The sequence below is a fragment of the Defluviimonas sp. D31 genome, assembly GCF_033436765.1.
Lineage (GTDB): Bacteria > Pseudomonadota > Alphaproteobacteria > Rhodobacterales > Rhodobacteraceae > Albidovulum.
In genome coordinates, this window is record NZ_JAWQFN010000004.1 from 77,906 (window position 1) to 92,710 (window position 14,805).

14 protein-coding genes are annotated in these 14,805 nt (G+C 68.9%); 5 read left to right on the forward strand and 9 right to left on the reverse strand.

The window, feature by feature from the left end:
* Window positions 1-52 precede the first annotated feature (52 nt).
* The 3 genes from R5H32_RS08840 to coaBC are packed head-to-tail and all read right to left on the reverse strand — an operon-like array spanning window position 53 to window position 2,797.
* Window positions 53-1,078 (reverse strand): molybdopterin-synthase adenylyltransferase MoeB, encoded by a 1,026-nt coding sequence (locus R5H32_RS08840; protein ID WP_318338327.1) that lies wholly within the window; start codon window positions 1,076-1,078, stop codon window positions 53-55.
* Complete coding sequence (gene dut, locus R5H32_RS08845; protein ID WP_264772384.1) at window positions 1,075-1,542, reverse strand: dUTP diphosphatase; 468 nt, start codon at window positions 1,540-1,542, stop codon at window positions 1,075-1,077. Before dut ends, R5H32_RS08840 begins: the two co-directional genes overlap by 4 nt.
* Window positions 1,543-1,591: 49 nt before the next feature.
* Window positions 1,592-2,797 (reverse strand): bifunctional phosphopantothenoylcysteine decarboxylase/phosphopantothenate--cysteine ligase CoaBC, encoded by a 1,206-nt coding sequence (gene coaBC, locus R5H32_RS08850; protein ID WP_318338328.1) that lies wholly within the window; start codon window positions 2,795-2,797, stop codon window positions 1,592-1,594.
* Between the two features lie 155 nt (window positions 2,798-2,952).
* On the opposite strand from coaBC, the gene R5H32_RS08855 reads away from it, so the two are divergent.
* Window positions 2,953-3,822, forward strand: a complete 870-nt coding sequence (locus R5H32_RS08855) for a glutathione S-transferase (protein WP_318338329.1) — start codon at window positions 2,953-2,955, stop codon at window positions 3,820-3,822.
* A 53-nt stretch (window positions 3,823-3,875) separates the two neighbouring features.
* Window positions 3,876-5,390, forward strand: a complete 1,515-nt coding sequence (locus tag R5H32_RS08860; RefSeq protein ID WP_318338330.1) for a YifB family Mg chelatase-like AAA ATPase — start codon at window positions 3,876-3,878, stop codon at window positions 5,388-5,390.
* Here R5H32_RS08860 and R5H32_RS08865 read toward each other — a convergent pair.
* From R5H32_RS08865 to rsmI, 5 genes are all read right to left on the reverse strand, one after another.
* Window positions 5,356-5,820, reverse strand: a complete 465-nt coding sequence (locus R5H32_RS08865) for an alpha/beta hydrolase fold domain-containing protein (protein ID WP_318338645.1) — start codon at window positions 5,818-5,820, stop codon at window positions 5,356-5,358. The genes R5H32_RS08860 and R5H32_RS08865 overlap by 35 nt on opposite strands.
* Complete coding sequence (locus R5H32_RS08870; protein ID WP_318338331.1) at window positions 5,763-6,158, reverse strand: alpha/beta hydrolase; 396 nt, start codon at window positions 6,156-6,158, stop codon at window positions 5,763-5,765. The genes R5H32_RS08865 and R5H32_RS08870 overlap by 58 nt, the downstream gene beginning before the upstream one ends.
* A gap of 139 nt (window positions 6,159-6,297) precedes the next feature.
* Window positions 6,298-7,245, reverse strand: a complete 948-nt coding sequence (gshB, locus tag R5H32_RS08875) for a glutathione synthase (RefSeq protein WP_318338332.1) — start codon at window positions 7,243-7,245, stop codon at window positions 6,298-6,300.
* A gap of 71 nt (window positions 7,246-7,316) precedes the next feature.
* Window positions 7,317-7,670, reverse strand: coding sequence for a YraN family protein (locus R5H32_RS08880; RefSeq protein ID WP_318338646.1), 354 nt, complete (start codon window positions 7,668-7,670; stop codon window positions 7,317-7,319).
* Entirely contained in the window at window positions 7,667-8,527 is an 861-nt protein-coding gene (rsmI, locus tag R5H32_RS08885; RefSeq protein ID WP_318338333.1) for a 16S rRNA (cytidine(1402)-2'-O)-methyltransferase, read from the reverse strand. Before rsmI ends, R5H32_RS08880 begins: the two co-directional genes overlap by 4 nt.
* A gap of 94 nt (window positions 8,528-8,621) precedes the next feature.
* On the opposite strand from rsmI, the gene R5H32_RS08890 reads away from it, so the two are divergent.
* Genes R5H32_RS08890 through murJ form a run of 3 tightly spaced genes read left to right on the forward strand, consistent with a single transcriptional unit; the run spans window position 8,622 to window position 14,108 of the window.
* A complete protein-coding gene (locus tag R5H32_RS08890; RefSeq protein ID WP_318338334.1) occupies window positions 8,622-9,794 on the forward strand; it encodes a penicillin-binding protein activator in 1,173 nt (390 codons plus the stop codon).
* Window positions 9,795-9,849: 55 nt separating this feature from the next.
* Entirely contained in the window at window positions 9,850-12,567 is a 2,718-nt protein-coding gene (locus R5H32_RS08895; protein ID WP_318338647.1) for a [protein-PII] uridylyltransferase, read from the forward strand.
* Window positions 12,564-14,108 carry a murein biosynthesis integral membrane protein MurJ gene (murJ, locus tag R5H32_RS08900; RefSeq protein WP_318338335.1) on the forward strand — a complete coding sequence of 515 codons (1,545 nt, stop codon included), beginning with the start codon at window positions 12,564-12,566 and terminating at the stop codon, window positions 14,106-14,108. The genes R5H32_RS08895 and murJ overlap by 4 nt, the downstream gene beginning before the upstream one ends.
* Here the strand turns inward: murJ and R5H32_RS08905 are convergent.
* On the reverse strand, window positions 14,099-14,785 hold the full coding sequence (locus tag R5H32_RS08905; protein ID WP_318338336.1) for a rhomboid family intramembrane serine protease: 687 nt from the start codon (window positions 14,783-14,785) through the stop codon (window positions 14,099-14,101). The two genes, murJ and R5H32_RS08905, sit on opposite strands and share 10 nt — an antisense overlap.
* Between the last annotated feature and the right edge of the window lie 20 nt (window positions 14,786-14,805).

A 14,805-nucleotide genomic window follows, 5' to 3' on the forward strand; every position in this document is an offset into this window, starting at 1 on the left:
ATACTCCCGCCGGAAACCGGACCGAGGGGGCTCGACGCCCCCGAGGGCCGTCCTACCCGCCGCAGACCGCGCAGCCCGAACTGCGCTTCAGCATGATCTGGCGGCTCTCGCCGTAAAGCGCGTCGTAGATCAGCATCCGGCCCCGCAGCCCCTCGCCCGCGCCGGTGATCTCCTTGATCGCCTCGACCGCCATCATCGAGCCGACGACGCCCGGCAGCGCCCCCATCACCCCCGCCACGGCGCAGGCGGGCGCCAGCCCGTCGGCGGGCCGCTCGGGGAAGATGCAGGCATAGCAGGGCGCCCCCTTCGCGGGATCGTAAAGGCTGATCTGCCCCTCCCACTGGGTGATCGCTGCCGAGAGGAGCGGGCGCTTCGCCGCCACCGCCGCCGCGTTCACCATGTAGCGGGTGTCGAAATTGTCCGACCCGTCGAGGATGAGATCGTATTCCGCGAAAAGTGCCTCCGCCTCGGCCGCGCCCAGCCGCCGGTTGTAGGGCTTCACAGCGATGAAGGGATTGAGCGCCTTCATCGCTCCTTCAGCGGAAAAGACCTTGGGCTGGCCGATCCTTGCATCGGTATGGATCACCTGCCGCTGAAGGTTGGAATTCGACACCTCGTCGTCGTCGATCACCCCGATCGTGCCGACCCCGGCCGCCGCGAGATAAAGGAGCGCGGGCGAGCCGAGCCCGCCGGCGCCGACGACCAGAACCTTCGCCTCCTTCAACCGCCGTTGGCCCATGCCGCCGACCTCGCGCAGCACGATGTGGCGGGCATAGCGGTCAAGCTCCGCGGTCGAGAACGTGCCGCCCTCGGCAACCGCGACCGGCCGCGCCCGGTTCTTGAGCTGCACCAGCACGGCGCGGTAGAGAAGGACCAGCGCCACCCCAAGACCGAGCGCCGCCCAGGACCGCCAGTCCCCGCCGAGCGCCGCGGCCAGAGGATGGCCGGACGGCAAAGCGAGATGCGCGACCAGAACGCCAAGCCAGAGCATCCCGAGCAGCCGCAGCACGACCCGGCCCGGCAGCCGCAGCACGAACCCGAGCGCGACCAGCGCGGCGGCGATCAGAGCAACCGTCATCGCGCGCCCGTCGAGCCGAAACCGCCCCCGCCGCGCGCGGTGTCCCCAAGCTCCGCCGCCTCGGCAAAACCCGCCTGCACCACCGGCGCGACGACGAGCTGCGCGATCCGGTCGCCGTGACCGACCACGAAGGGCTCGGCCCCGAGATTGATCAGGATCACCCCGAGCGGCCCGCGATAGTCGCTGTCGATCGTGCCCGGCGTGTTCGGGAGCGATATCCCGTGCTTTAGCGCGAGGCCCGAGCGCGGCCGGACCTGCACCTCGAACCCCTCCGGGATCTCGAGCCGCAGCCCGGTTGGCACCAGCCGCCGCGCCATCGGGGCAAGCACGAGCCCCCCCGCCCGCTCCGCCTCGGGCAGGTTCGCGCGGACATCGGCCCCCGCCGCCCCCGCCGTCACATAGGACGGCAGCGGCACCGCCGGATCGGCCCATTCCTCGCGCAGAACCCGGATCGTGGGTCGCATCGCCTGCCCCTTCATCTTGCCGAAAACATCCCCGCCGGAGGCATCCGCCCTATCCGCCCGCCCCAAGCGCCCCGGCGATCCGCGCCGCGAGCCGCCGCGCCACCTCGTCCTTCGGCAGCCGCGGCCATTCCTCGGCGCCACTTTCCGTGATCAGCGTCACCGCGTTCTCGGTGCCGCCCATGATCCCGGTCGCGGGCCGCACATCATTGGCGACGATCCAGTCGCATTTCTTGCGCGCCCGCTTCGCCGTCGCATGGGCGATCACGTCGTCCGTCTCGGCCGCAAACCCCACGACCAGCGCCGGCCGCCCCTTCTTCCGCTGCGCCACCGTCGCGAGGATGTCCGGATTCTCGGCGAAGTCGAGCGCCGGCGCCTTGCCGGTGCCGTCCTTCTTCATCTTCGAGCCCGCCGCATTGGCCACCCGCCAGTCGGCCACCGCCGCGGCGCAGACGGCCGCGTCGGCGGGCAGGGCCGTCTCGACCGCCGCCAGCATCTCCACCGCGGTTTCGACCCGAACCACCTCGACCCCGCCCGGCGCCGGCACCGCCGCCGGGCCGGTGACGAAGGTCACCCGTGCGCCGAGGTCTCGCAACGCCCGCGCCAGCGCCGTGCCCTGCGCGCCCGAGGAGCGGTTGGCGATGTAGCGCACCGGGTCGATCGGCTCGTGCGTCGGGCCCGAGGTCACGATCACATGCCGTCCCTGCAACGGCCCGTCGCCCAGCGCCGCCTCGATCGCGGCGACGATTTCCAGCGGTTCCGCCATCCGCCCCGGCCCGTACTCGCCGCAGGCCATGTCGCCCTCGTTCGGCCCGACGAAGCGGATGTCGTCGGCCCGGAGCGTCGCGATGTTGCGCTGCGTCGCCCGATGCAGCCACATCCGCACGTTCATCGCCGGCGCGATCAGTACCTTCTTGTCGGTCGCCATAAGAAGCGTCGAGGCGAGATCGTCCGCATGCCCCCCGGCCATCTTCGCCATCAGGTCCGCCGTCGCGGGGGCGACGACCACCAGGTCCGCCGCTCGACTAAGCTCGATATGCCCCATCTCGGCCTCGTCGGTCAGGTCGAAGAGATGCCGGTAGCATTTCTCGCCCGCCAGAGCCGCCACCGACAGCGGCGTCACGAATTCCTCGCCCGCCCGCGTCAGCACCGACGTCACCGAGGCGCCCCGCTCCCGGAGCCGCCGGATCAGGTCGAGCGCCTTGTAGGCCGCGATGCCGCCGCCGATGATCAGAAGGATGCGCTTGCCCGAAAGCATGAAGGCCTCACTCGCTGGGGTTCCCAAGGATTAGGTCGCGCCCGGGCGGAAGACAAGCCGCGCGGACCATCACGGCCCGTGATGGCGACGTCCACAAAGAAGAACGTGACGCCGGATCGCCCCTCGGGCTAGCAAACGGGAAACGGAGGCGCGACATGACATATCACCTCGCCATCGGCGACCGCTCCCATTCGAGTTGGTCGCTGCGCGGCTGGCTTCTCTTCGAGAAATTCGGCCTGACCGTCGAGTGCCATTCCGGCGTACTCTACACCGGCGACTTCGACTGCCTGCTCGCCGACTTCGCCCCCGCCCGGCTGGTGCCCGCGCTGCGCCTGCCCGACGGCGAGGTGATCGGCGAAAGCCTCGCCATCGCCGAGACGCTTGCCGAACGCCACCCCGAAGCGCGGCTCTGGCCGGAGGACCCCGCCGCCCGCGCGATGGCGCGCTACATGGCGGCCGAGATGTGCGCGGGCTTCACCGCGCTCAGGGGTGACTGCCCGATGAACCTCCTGAAAAGCTACGCCGACAGCGCGCCGCGCGCCGAGGTTCTGGCCGACCTCGCCCGGATCGAGCGCATCTGGGCCCGCGCCCGCGAGAGGTTCGGCGAAGACAGCCCCTGGCTCTTCGGCCGCTACACCGCGGCCGATGCCTTCTTCGCCCCAGTGGCGACCCGGATCGCCACCTACAACCTGCCGGTATCGGCGGCGGCGATGGACTATGTAAACGCGCATCTCGCCGACCCCGCCTTCCGCCGCTGGCGGGCGATGGGCAAGGCCGAGAACCGCGTCCAGCCGAGCTATGCCAAGCCCTATTCCGAACGCCCCTGGCCCGGCCCCGCGCCACGTCCCGCTACGGCCGCCGACGGCCCATCGGAAAACGCGGCCTGCCCCTATTCCGGCAAGCCGGTGACCGACTTCCTCCGCCTCGACGGCCGCGTCTGGGGCTTCTGCAACCCGTTCTGCCGCGACAAGACGCTCCACGACCCCGAAGCCTGGCCGGCCTTCATGGCGATGATCGCGCGTTAACCATTCCTAAACCACGCCCGAGTAGCCGTTAACCAGTTGGAAGGGGACGGCGGATGGTGGCGCGCACCTACACGGTCGCATTCGAGGGCGTGGAGGCGCGCATCGTCGAGGTGCAATGCTCGGTCGCGACCGGCATGCCGGCCTTTGCGGTCGTCGGCCTGCCCGACAAGGCGGTGAGCGAGGCGCGCGACCGGGTCCGCGCGGCGCTGACCTCGCTTTCGATCGCGCTGCCGTCGAAGCGGATCACGATCAACCTCTCGCCCGCCGACCTGCCGAAGGAGGGCTCGCATTTCGACCTGCCGATCGCGCTGGCGCTCATGGCCGCGATCGACATCCTGCCGCGCGAGGAGGTCGAGACGACCGTGGCTCTGGGCGAGCTGTCGCTCGATGGCCGGCTGGTCCCGGTGATCGGCGCGCTGCCCGCGGCAATGGCAGCGGCTGAGGAGGAACGGACGCTCCTCTGCCCCAAGGCCTGCGGGCCGGAAGCCGCCTGGGTCGGGGCGACGACGGTGATCGGCGCGGCGACGCTCGCCGACGTGCTGCGCCACTACACCGGCCAGGCGCCGATCGCGCCCGCAACGCCCGGCGAGGTCCGGCGCGACCCCGCGCACCGCGACCTGCGCGACGTCAAGGGCCAGGAACGCGCCAAGCGCGCGCTGGAGATCGCCGCGGCGGGGCGCCATCATCTGCTGATGGTCGGCACACCCGGTTCCGGCAAGTCGATGCTGGCGGCGCGCATACCCGGCATCCTGCCACCGCTGACGGCCGTCGAGGCGCTCGAGACCTCGATGATCCACTCGCTTTCGGGGCTCATCGACGAGGGCGGGATCAGCCGCACCCGCCCCTTCCGCGAACCGCACCACACCGCCTCGATGGCCGCCATCGTCGGCGGCGGGCGCGGTGCCAAGCCGGGCGAGATCAGCCTCGCCCATAACGGCGTGCTGTTTCTCGACGAGTTTCCGGAATTCCCCCGCGCCGTGCTCGAGACGCTGCGCCAGCCGATCGAGACCGGCGAGGTCGTCGTGGCCCGCGCCAACGCCCATATCCGCTATCCCTGCCGCTTTCTCCTGGTCGCCGCCGCCAATCCCTGCAAATGCGGCTACCTGACCGACCCGTCCCGCGCCTGCGCCCGCGTACCGCAATGCGGGGAGGACTATCTCGGCCGCATCTCGGGGCCGCTGATGGACCGGATCGACCTTCGGGTCGAGGTGCCGCCGGTTGCCTATACCGATCTCGACCTGCCCGAAACCGGGGACGCCTCTGCCACGGTCGCCGAACGCGTCGCCGCCGCGCGGGCGGCGCAGACGGCGCGCTTCGCGAGCTATCCCGAGGTCCGAGTCAATGCCGATGTCGAGGGGCGGTTGCTCGAAGAGGTGGCGAGCCCCGATCCGGAGGGGCGGGACCTGCTCGCCCGTGTCGCGGATCGCTTCGGGCTCTCGGCCCGCGGCTACCACCGGATCCTGCGGGTCGCGCGCACCATCGCCGATCTGGCGGGGTCCGAGGCGGTCCGAAAGCCCCATGTGGCCGAGGCCGTCAGCTACCGGCTGAGCGTTCAGGAGAAGCGGTGAGCCTGCCCCCGGCGAGGCCGAGATGGCGGACGAGGAAGGCCGCGGCCCGCGCGACGGTCGCATCCGCCTCGGGAACGCGGCCGACGAAGATCGGCCAGGCATGCGGGCAATCGGGGCTGACCTGAAGCTCCGTCGCCACCCCCTCCGCCTCGAGCCGCCGGACAAGCCGCATGGTGTCATCGAGCAGCACTTCGGTTTCGGAAGCCGCGAAGAAAACCGGCGGAGAGGCCGGAAACCCGGCAAAGAGCGGCGAGGCAAGCGGATCGCGTGGATCGCGACCGCCCAGCGCGTAGCCCGCAAGCTCAGGCAGCCGCTCAACCGGCAGAAACGGATCGCGCCCGGCATTGCTTCGGCAGGAAGCACCCGATCCGGTCAGGTCGGTCCACGGGAAAAAACCGCCAGGGCGGCAGGCGGCGTGCTCTCGGCGCAGAGCCGCGCGAGCAGCGACAGCGCGAGGCCCCCGCCTGCGCTGTCGCCGGCGAGCGCGATGTCGCCGGGCGCGAAACCCGACCGGCGCAGGTGCCGCCAGGCCGCATAGGCGTCGTCCTGCGCGGCCGGGAAGGCGTGTTCCGGCGCGAGCCGATAGCGCGGTGCACAGACGGCGATGCCGGTGGTCGTCGCGAGGGCGGCCAGCAGGCCGCGATGGCTCCGCGGAGAGCCGGCGATGTAGCCGCCGCCGTGAAAATAGATAAGGACCTTGGGCCGCGCCGCGGGCGGTCGATACCAGAAAAGCTCTGGAGCATTTTCAGGATGCTCCCGCTCGACCATGACACCGCTCGGCCGGGCCAGGAACGCCCACGCGAACCGCTCGAAGCCGCGCCGGGCCGCGAGGGGGGGGTGGACATGTGGCGAAGCTGCGGCTTGACGACAGCCGCGAGGGCGGCGTTCAACAGACGCAGCCGAAAGCTCACCGCGCGGACCGCTTCGCCTCGATCGCCTCCCAGATCTTTGCCGCGGCATTGGTCCCGTCGAAGCGTTCGAGCTCCTGGATCCCCGTGGGCGAGGTCACGTTGATCTCGGTCAGCCAGTCGCCGATCACGTCGATCCCGACGAAGACCTGGCCCTTCTCGCGCAGCGTCGGCCCGATCGCGGCGCAGATCTCGCGGTCGCGCTCGGTCAGGCCGACAGGCTCCGGCCGGCCGCCGACATGCATGTTCGACCGGGTCTCGCCCTCGGCCGGGATCCGGTTGATCGCGCCGACCGGCTCGCCATCGACGAGGATGATGCGCTTGTCGCCCTTGACCACCGCAGGCACATATTTCTGGGCGATCAGAGGCTCGCTGCTGATTCCGACGAAAAGCTCGTGCAACGACGCGAGGTTGCGGTCGTTCGGGTCGAGCCGGAACACGCCCGCGCCGCCGTTCCCGTAGAGCGGTTTGAGGATGATGTCGCCGTGACGCGCCTTGAAGGCGCGGATCGCGTCGAGGTCGCGGGCGATCAGCGTCGGCGGCGTGAGGTCGGGGAAGTTGAGGACAAGCAGCTTCTCGGGATAGTTCCGGACCCAGAACGGATCGTTCACCACAAGCGTCTTCGGGTGGATCATGTCGAGAATATGGGTCGTCGTGATGTAGCCCATGTCGAAGGGCGGATCCTGGCGCAGCCAGACCACGTCGTAATCGGCCAGATCGACCTCGGTCTCGCTTCCGAGCGTGAAGTGGTTCCCCTTCTCGCGCCGCAGTTCGAGCGACCAGCCATAAGCGGTCACCCGGCCTTCGCGATAGCACAGCCGGCCCGGTGTGTAGTAGAACAGTTCATGCCCGCGCGCCTGCGCTTCGAGCGCGATGCGGAAGGTCGAATCCGCATCTATGTTGATGCGCTCGATGGGATCCATCTGGATCGCGACCTTGAGTGCCATGCGCGCCCGCCTTTCTCTGCTACGACCGGTCCCGATTGATGACCGAGCCGGCGGCGGGATGCAATCCGCGATCAGACTCCGATCGCGTTTCGAACAAGCTCGATCCGGCCCTGGCCATCGACCAGCGCAACGTCGAACCGGACCTCGCTGTCCTGTCCCAAGGGTTCGCCCTCGAGGAATTCCGACGCCGTCCGGTAGATGCGCTCCGCCTGCCGCGCCGACAGCCGTTCGGCCGCGCACGCATGGGTTGCCGCGCGCTTGACCTCGACGAAGACCACGACGTTCCCGTCCCGCGCGATCAGGTCGATCTCGCCGCCCCGGCCGCGCCAGCGCCGCGCCAAGATTTTACAGCCAGCCCTCGTGTAGAGCGCCTCGACCTGGTCCTCGGCCGCCCGGCCGCCGTGATGTGCGACCGCGCCCGTCAGCCGTCTTCGCCGAGTTTCAGCGCGATCTGGTAGACGTGCCTGCGCGGCAGACCGAGCGCTTCCGCGACCACCGCCGCCGCATCCTTCGTCGAATGGCATTCCAGCGCCTCCCTCAGTGCCCGCTCGATCTCCGCCGGATCGGCCGCCCTGGCCCGCGCCCGGTCGATCACGACGGCAATCTCGCCCTTAACGCTCCGATCCGAAAAAGCCGCCGCGAGCTCGGCCAGAGACCCGCGGGTGATTTCCTCGAATCGCTTTGTCAGTTCGCGGCAGACCGCAGCCTGCCGTTCCGCTCCGAAGCTTACCGCCAGATCAGCTAACATTTCCCGAATCCGCTTGGGCGATTCGTAGAGGATCAGCGTCGCGGGAACCGCCGCCAGCTCCGCCAGCCACTGGCGCCTCTGGCCCGCGCCCGACGGCGGGAACCCGGCGAACATGAACCTGTCCGATGGCAGGCCTGACACCGTGAGCGCCGCCAGCGCCGCCGAGGGTCCCGGCGCGGCGATGACGTGGTGTCCTGCCGCGATCGCGGCGCGCCCGAGCTGAAAGCCTGGATCGGCCACGAGCGGCGTGCCGGCCTCGGAGGCATAGGCCACCGACTTGCCCTCGGCCAAGGCCGTGAGGATCCGCGGACGGACCCTTTCGCCGTTGTGATCATGATAGGACCAGAGCGGGCGGTCGCCGAGCGCGATGCCATGAATATCCATCAGGTGCCGCAGCGTCCGCGTGTCTTCCGCGGCGATCACGTCGGCGCTCGCGAGGATGTCGAGCGCCCGAAGCGTGATGTCGCGCGCGGCGCCGATCGGCGTCGCCAGAAAATAGAGGCCCGGGGCCAGTGTCTGTGCTTGGCCGGTCATCGCCGTTCTTGATGCTCCTGCGTTTACTTCGTCCGGCGGAACGCATAGTCTCGCCGGCACCCTGCGCCCTATGACCGGACCCGAGGACCGACCCATGTTCGCCGTTTTGAGCACCCGCCGCAAGGCATTGACCCGCGCCGCTTTTCTTGCCGCCGCCCTGATGCTCGGCGCCTGCGAGCCCGTGGCATCCGGCCGTGGTCCGACCATCGACACGAGCGCGCCGGTTCCGGTCGCGCTGATCCTGCCCGGCGGGTCGGGAAACTCGGGCGACGAGGTGCTTGCGCGCAACCTCAAGCAGGCCGCTGACCTCGCGATCGCCGACCTCAACGGCGTGCAGATCGACCTGCGCGTCTACAATGCCGGCTCAAGCCCGGCGATCGCCGCGAGCATGGCGCGGCGCGCCGTAGACGATGGCGCGAAGATCATCCTCGGCCCGGTCTTCGCCGAGGCGGCCAATGCCGCCGGGGTCGCGGTCGCGGGCAGCGGCGTGAACGTCCTGTCCTTCTCCAACAACACCGACATCGCCGGCGGCAACGTCTTCGTGCTCGGCCCGACCTTCCAGAACACCGCCGACCGGCTCGTGCGCTTCGCGGCGCGCCAGGGCCGCGGCCGCATCATGGTCGTATACGACCAGACCCCCGGCGGCGACCTCGGCCGACGCGCGATCGAATCCGCCGCCGGAGGATCCGGCGCCTCCATCGCCGGAACGGCGACCTACGAGTTTTCCCAGCAGGGCGTGATCAATGCGGCCCCGGCCATCGCCTCGACGGTCAGCTCATCGGGCGCCGACGCGATCTTCTTCACCGCCGACACCGCCGGCGCGCTGCCGCTTCTGGCCCAGCTCCTGCCCGAGGCGGGGGTCAGCAACCAGACCACGCAGTTCATCGGCCTTACCCGCTGGGACATCCCGCCGGCGACGCTCGCCATGCCGGGCGTCCAGGGCGGTTGGTTCGCGCTGCCCGATCCGGGTCTCTCGCAGCAGTTCCAGTCCCGCTTCACCGCGGCCTATGGCGAACCACCGCACCCGATCGCCGGCCTCGCCTATGACGGAATCGCCGCAATCGGCGCGCTCGTGAAACGCGGCAACGCGAATGCCCTTTCGGCCGCGGCGCTCACGCAGGGCTCGGGTTTCGCCGGGGTCAACGGCGTTTTCCGGCTTCGCCTCGACGGCACCAATGAACGCGGCCTAGCCGTTGCCCAGATCCAGAATTCACAGGTGGTCGTGATTGATCCTGCTCCGAGAAGCTTCGGTGGCGCGGGATTCTGATCCGGCGGCGATAGAGCCGCGGATCGGACTTCCCGCCGTCATCGGCGACCACCCGATCTTCGACACCCATGGCTTCGCGGCGCGCCTTGGCGCCGCGGCCGCAAGCGCCGAAGACGGCCGTGCCCAGCGCGCCGCCATCGTCCACCACCTCGCCGATGCCCGCCAGGACGTTCTTGACGCCATCGCGGCGGACTTCACCACCCACCCCCGCGAGGCCTCGATCTCGGTGCGGGCCTATGCGGCGCTCACCGACGCGATCGTCCGCGCGGTCTTCGCGGTCGTCACCGAATCCCTTCATCCCCGCGCCAATCCGACCGAGGCCGAACATATCGCCGTCATGGCCGTCGGCGGCTACGGCCGCGCCGAGATGGCGCCGCAGTCCGATGTCGATCTGCTCTTCCTGACGCCGTGGAAGGTGACCGCTTGGGCCGAGAGCGTGATCGAATCCATGCTCTACATCCTGTGGGACCTGCGGCTCAAGGTCGGCCATTCGAGCCGCACGGTGAAGGACTGTCTGCGGCTCGGGCGGGAGGATTACACCATCCGCACCGCGCTTCTCGAGCGCCGCTTCATCACCGGCCACCAGCCGCTCGCGGCAGACCTCCGGCTCAAGCTCCGCAACGAGCTGTTCAAGAGCACGGGCGCCGAGTTCATCGAGGCCAAGCTCACCGAACGGGCCGAGCGCCACAAGCGGCAGGGCGGCCAGCGCTATGTGCTCGAACCGAACGTCAAGGAGGGCAAGGGCGGGCTTCGGGACCTGCAGACGCTCTATTGGATCGGCAAGTACATCCACGGCGTCCGGCAATCGGCCGAGCTTGTCGACCAGGGGCTGCTGCGGCGCGAGGAATACGACAACTTCGCCGCCGCCGAGGATTTTCTCTGGGCGGTGCGCTGCCATCTGCACCTGATCACCAAACGCGCCCAGGACCAGCTGACCTTCGACCTCCAGGTCGAGGTCGCGCGCCGCATGGGCTACACCGATGCCGGCGGCCGCCGCGCGGTCGAGCATTTCATGCAGGACTACTTCCGCCACGCCACCCGTGTGGGCGAGCTGACGCGGGTCTTCCTCACCGCGCTCGAGGCGCGCCACGTCAAGCGCGAGGCGATGCTGGCCGGCCTTCTCCGCCGCCGCCGAAAGACCCGTGAGGGGTTCAGGATCGAACGCGGGCGCATCACGATCGTCGATCAGAAGGCGTTCCTTAAGGACAAGCTGAACCTGCTCCGGCTGTTCGAGGAAGGGCTCAGGACCGGCTACCTGATCCATCCCGACGCGATGCGCATCGTCACCGCGAACCTCGACATGATCGACGACGAGATGCGCGAGGACCGCGAGGCGACGCGGATCTTCCTCGACCTCCTCCTGAAGCACGGCAATCCCGAACGCGCGCTGCGGCGCATGAACGAGCTCGGGGTTCTCTCCGCCTTCATCCCGGAGTTCGAGCCGATCGTCGCGATGATGCAGTTCAACGTCTACCATCATTACACTGTGGACGAGCACACGATCCAGACGATCTCCACCCTTGCGCAGATCGAGCGGAAGGAGCTGATCGAGGAACTGCCGCTCTCCTCCTCGATCCTCGATGCCGGCGTGAACCGTCGGGTGCTCTATGTGGCGCTTCTCCTGCATGACATCGGCAAGGGCCGGCCCGAGGATCATTCGATCCTCGGCGCCCAGATCGCGCGCAAGGTGGCGCCGCGGCTGGGGCTCAATGCGGAGGAATGCGAGACGGTCGAATGGCTCGTCCGCTATCACCTCTTCATGTCGGACATGGCCCAGAAACGCGACCTTTCCGATCCGCGCACGGTGCGCGACTTCGCCAAGGTCGTGAAGACCAAGAAGCGGCTCGATCTTCTGACCGTGCTCACGGTCTGCGACATCCGCGGCGTCGGCCCGAACACCTGGAACAACTGGAAGGCGATGCTGCTGCGGCGCCTCCATGCCGACACCTCCGACGCGCTCGAAGCCGGGCTCGAGACGCTGAACATGAGCAAGCGCCAGGACGAGTCGAAGCGCGCCCTGCGCGAGCGGCTGGCGGACTGGGACACCAAGGACATACGGCGCGAGACCGCGCGGCACTACGATCCCTACTGGCAGGGGCTCTCCACCGATACCCAGGTCGTCTTCGCGAACCTGCTGAAGGACATTCCCGACGACGCGATCCGCATCGACATCAAGCCGGACCCGGACCACGACGCGACCCGCGCCTGCTTTGCGCTCGCCGACCATCCCGGCATCTTCTCGCGCCTCGCGGGCGCACTGGCGCTGGTCGGCGCCAACGTCGTCGACGCGCGGACCTACACCTCGAAGGACGGCTACGCGACGGCCGTCTTCTGGGTGCAGGACGCCGAGGGTCATCCCTACGAGACCGACCGCCTGCCGCGGCTGCGCGCGATGATCGAAAAGACACTGAAGGGCGAGGTCGTGGCGCGCGAGGCGCTGAAGGACCGTGACAAGATCAAGAAACGCGAACGCCAGTTCCAGTTCCCGACCCATATCACCTTCGACAATGAGGGCTCGGAAATCTACACGATCATCGAGGTCGATACCCGCGACCGGCCGGGTCTGCTCTACGACCTGACGCGGACCCTCGCGGCGAACAACATCTACATCGCGAGTGCTGTGATCGCGACCTATGGCGCCCAGGTCGTCGACTCCTTCTACGTCAAGGACATGTTCGGATTGAAACTGCATACGCGCTCGAAGCAGGACGCGCTGGAACGCAAGCTCAGGACCGCCATCACCGAGGGCGCGGAGCGGGCGCGCGGCGAATGAAACCAATCCGTCTCGTTCGCGGCTTCCTCACGGTCGGCGCCTGGACCCTGTTGAGCCGCATCGCGGGCTTCGTCCGCGACGTCTTGATCGCGGCCTATCTCGGCACCGGGCCGGTGGCCGAGGCCTTCCTGGTGGCCTTCACGCTGCCGAACATGTTCCGCCGCTTCTTCGCCGAGGGCGCGTTCAACACCGCCTTCGTGCCGCTCTTCTCGAAGAAGCTCGAAGCCGGTGAGGATCCCAAGGGCTTCGCCGAGGACGCCTTCGCCGGGCTCGCCTTCGTGGTCCTCATCGTCTCGCTCGTCTCGATGGTGGCGATGCCCTGGCTTGTCCTCGCGATGGCGGGCGGCTTCGCCGGGGACGAGCGGCTGCCGCTCGCGGTCGAGTACGGCCGCATCTGCTTTCCCTACATCCTCTTCATCTCTCTGACAGCACTGCTTTCCGGCCTTCTGAACGCGGGCGGACGGTTCATCGCGGCGGCAGGCGCGCCGGTCCTACTCAATATCATCTTCATCGTCGCCATGGTCACGGCCGACAGGCTCGGCTGGGACATGGGGCTGACGATGGCCTGGGCGACGCCGGTGACCGGGCTCGCGCAGCTCGCGCTGGTCTGGGTCGCGGCGGCGCGGATGGGCTTCGCGCTGAAACTCCGGCTGCCCCGGATGACGCCGGACCTGAAGCGGCTTCTCACCATCGCCGGACCGGCCGTCATGGCGGGCGGCGTGGTGCAGATCAATCTCCTCGTCGGCCGCCAGGTCGGCAGCTTCTTCGAGGGCGCCATCGCCTGGCTCTCCTATGCCGACCGGCTCTACCAGTTGCCCTTGGGCGTCGTCGGCATCGCCATCGGCATCGTACTCCTGCCCGACCTGTCGCGCCGGCTGAAGGCCGAGGACACGTTCGGCAGCCGTTACGCGCTCTCGCGCGCCACCGAGTTCGCGCTGTTTCTGACCGTTCCGGCGGGCGTCGCGCTCATGGTGATCCCGCTGCCGCTGATCTCGGTCCTCTACGAACGTGGCGCTTTTGATGCGACCGATACCGCGCCTACGGCGCTCGCGCTCGCCGTCTACGGGCTGGGGCTGCCCGCCTTCGTGCTGCAAAAGGTGCTGCAACCTCTCTACTTCGCCCGTGAGGACACCGCGACACCGTTCCGCTTCGCGCTCTGGTCGATGGTCGTGAACGCCGTGCTTGCCATCGGGCTCGCGCCCTTCCTCGGCTTCATCGCCGCGGCCTGGGGCACCACGCTCGCCGGCTGGGCGATGACCTTCCAGCTCTGGTGGGGAACCCGGAAGATGGGCGAGGCCGCCCGCGCCGACGAAAGGCTCCGCCGCCGCCTGCCGCGCACGGTGCTTGCCTCGGCGGTGATGGGGCTCTTCCTCTGGCTGGCCGAGACCGCGCTCGCCGACCAGCTTTCCGCCCACGGCCACCGCTACTGGGCGTTGACGGTCCTGATCCTCGCCGGCATGGCGGTCTTCGGTCTTGCCGCCTACGCGTTCGGTGCCTTCCGGATCGCTGACTTCCGCTCCGGCCTCTCGCGTCAGCGCTGACGGATCACCTTCAAGAGATGGGCAAGCCCGCCCGGCGCCACGACGAACGAAAGAAGGAAACCCGCGCCGAAGCCCGCCAGATCGGCAATCCAGTCCGGCGCGCCGCCGAAGATCGCACCAAAGAGAAGCTGGATGCCAAGGAGGAACCCGATCAGCGTGAAAGCTCGGGCTCGGTTGGCATGTTCCGCCCCGAGCCGCGCCCAGAGGATGAAGGTGAAGGCGCCGATCAGCCCGTAGGCCCCGGGATAGGCGCCATAGAGCGCCACCTGTAGCCCCGGCACCAGCGAATAGGCGAGCCCGCCGGCGATCACCCCGCCGAAGAAGACGGCCAGCACCGCCCAGGCCCGATAGACCTCGGCCACGAATTTGCCGAGCGCGAGGATGAACACCCCCGCGAAGAGCGCATGGGTGAGATTGCCGTGCACGAAGGGATAGGTGACGAAGCGCATCAGGTAATCACCGTCGATGCGCCCCGTGGCGAGCATCTGGTCGAGCATCATCGGCGACAGCGCGAAGCGCTGCAGCGCGTCGCTGCGCCAGCCGATCGCATCGGCGCTGCCGGCCAACCCATAGGTGCCCGCGTTCAACACCACCTCCATCGCCACGATCGGCAGCACCAGAAGCCAGATGACCGGCGGCAGCGGATTGAGGGGCGCTTCATCGTAACCGTCGCGCATGGGGTCTCCTTGTTGACGGG

Bases quoted from the DNA above. Each gene is read 5' to 3' on its own strand.
- R5H32_RS08860 (WP_318338330.1), top strand. From the start codon at position 3,876: ATGGTGGCGCGCACCTACACGGTCGCATTCGAGGGCGTGGAGGCGCGC.
- R5H32_RS08840 (WP_318338327.1), bottom strand. From the start codon at position 1,078: ATGACGGTTGCTCTGATCGCCGCCGCGCTGGTCGCGCTCGGGTTCGTG.
- R5H32_RS08855 (WP_318338329.1), top strand. From the start codon at position 2,953: ATGACATATCACCTCGCCATCGGCGACCGCTCCCATTCGAGTTGGTCG.
- gshB (WP_318338332.1), bottom strand. From the start codon at position 7,245: ATGGCACTCAAGGTCGCGATCCAGATGGATCCCATCGAGCGCATCAAC.
- murJ (WP_318338335.1), top strand. From the start codon at position 12,564: ATGAAACCAATCCGTCTCGTTCGCGGCTTCCTCACGGTCGGCGCCTGG.
- dut (WP_264772384.1), bottom strand. From the start codon at position 1,542: ATGCGACCCACGATCCGGGTTCTGCGCGAGGAATGGGCCGATCCGGCG.
- R5H32_RS08890 (WP_318338334.1), top strand. From the start codon at position 8,622: ATGTTCGCCGTTTTGAGCACCCGCCGCAAGGCATTGACCCGCGCCGCT.
- rsmI (WP_318338333.1), bottom strand. From the start codon at position 8,527: ATGACCGGCCAAGCACAGACACTGGCCCCGGGCCTCTATTTTCTGGCG.
- R5H32_RS08905 (WP_318338336.1), bottom strand. From the start codon at position 14,785: ATGCGCGACGGTTACGATGAAGCGCCCCTCAATCCGCTGCCGCCGGTC.
- R5H32_RS08870 (WP_318338331.1), bottom strand. From the start codon at position 6,158: ATGGTCGAGCGGGAGCATCCTGAAAATGCTCCAGAGCTTTTCTGGTAT.
- coaBC (WP_318338328.1), bottom strand. From the start codon at position 2,797: ATGCTTTCGGGCAAGCGCATCCTTCTGATCATCGGCGGCGGCATCGCG.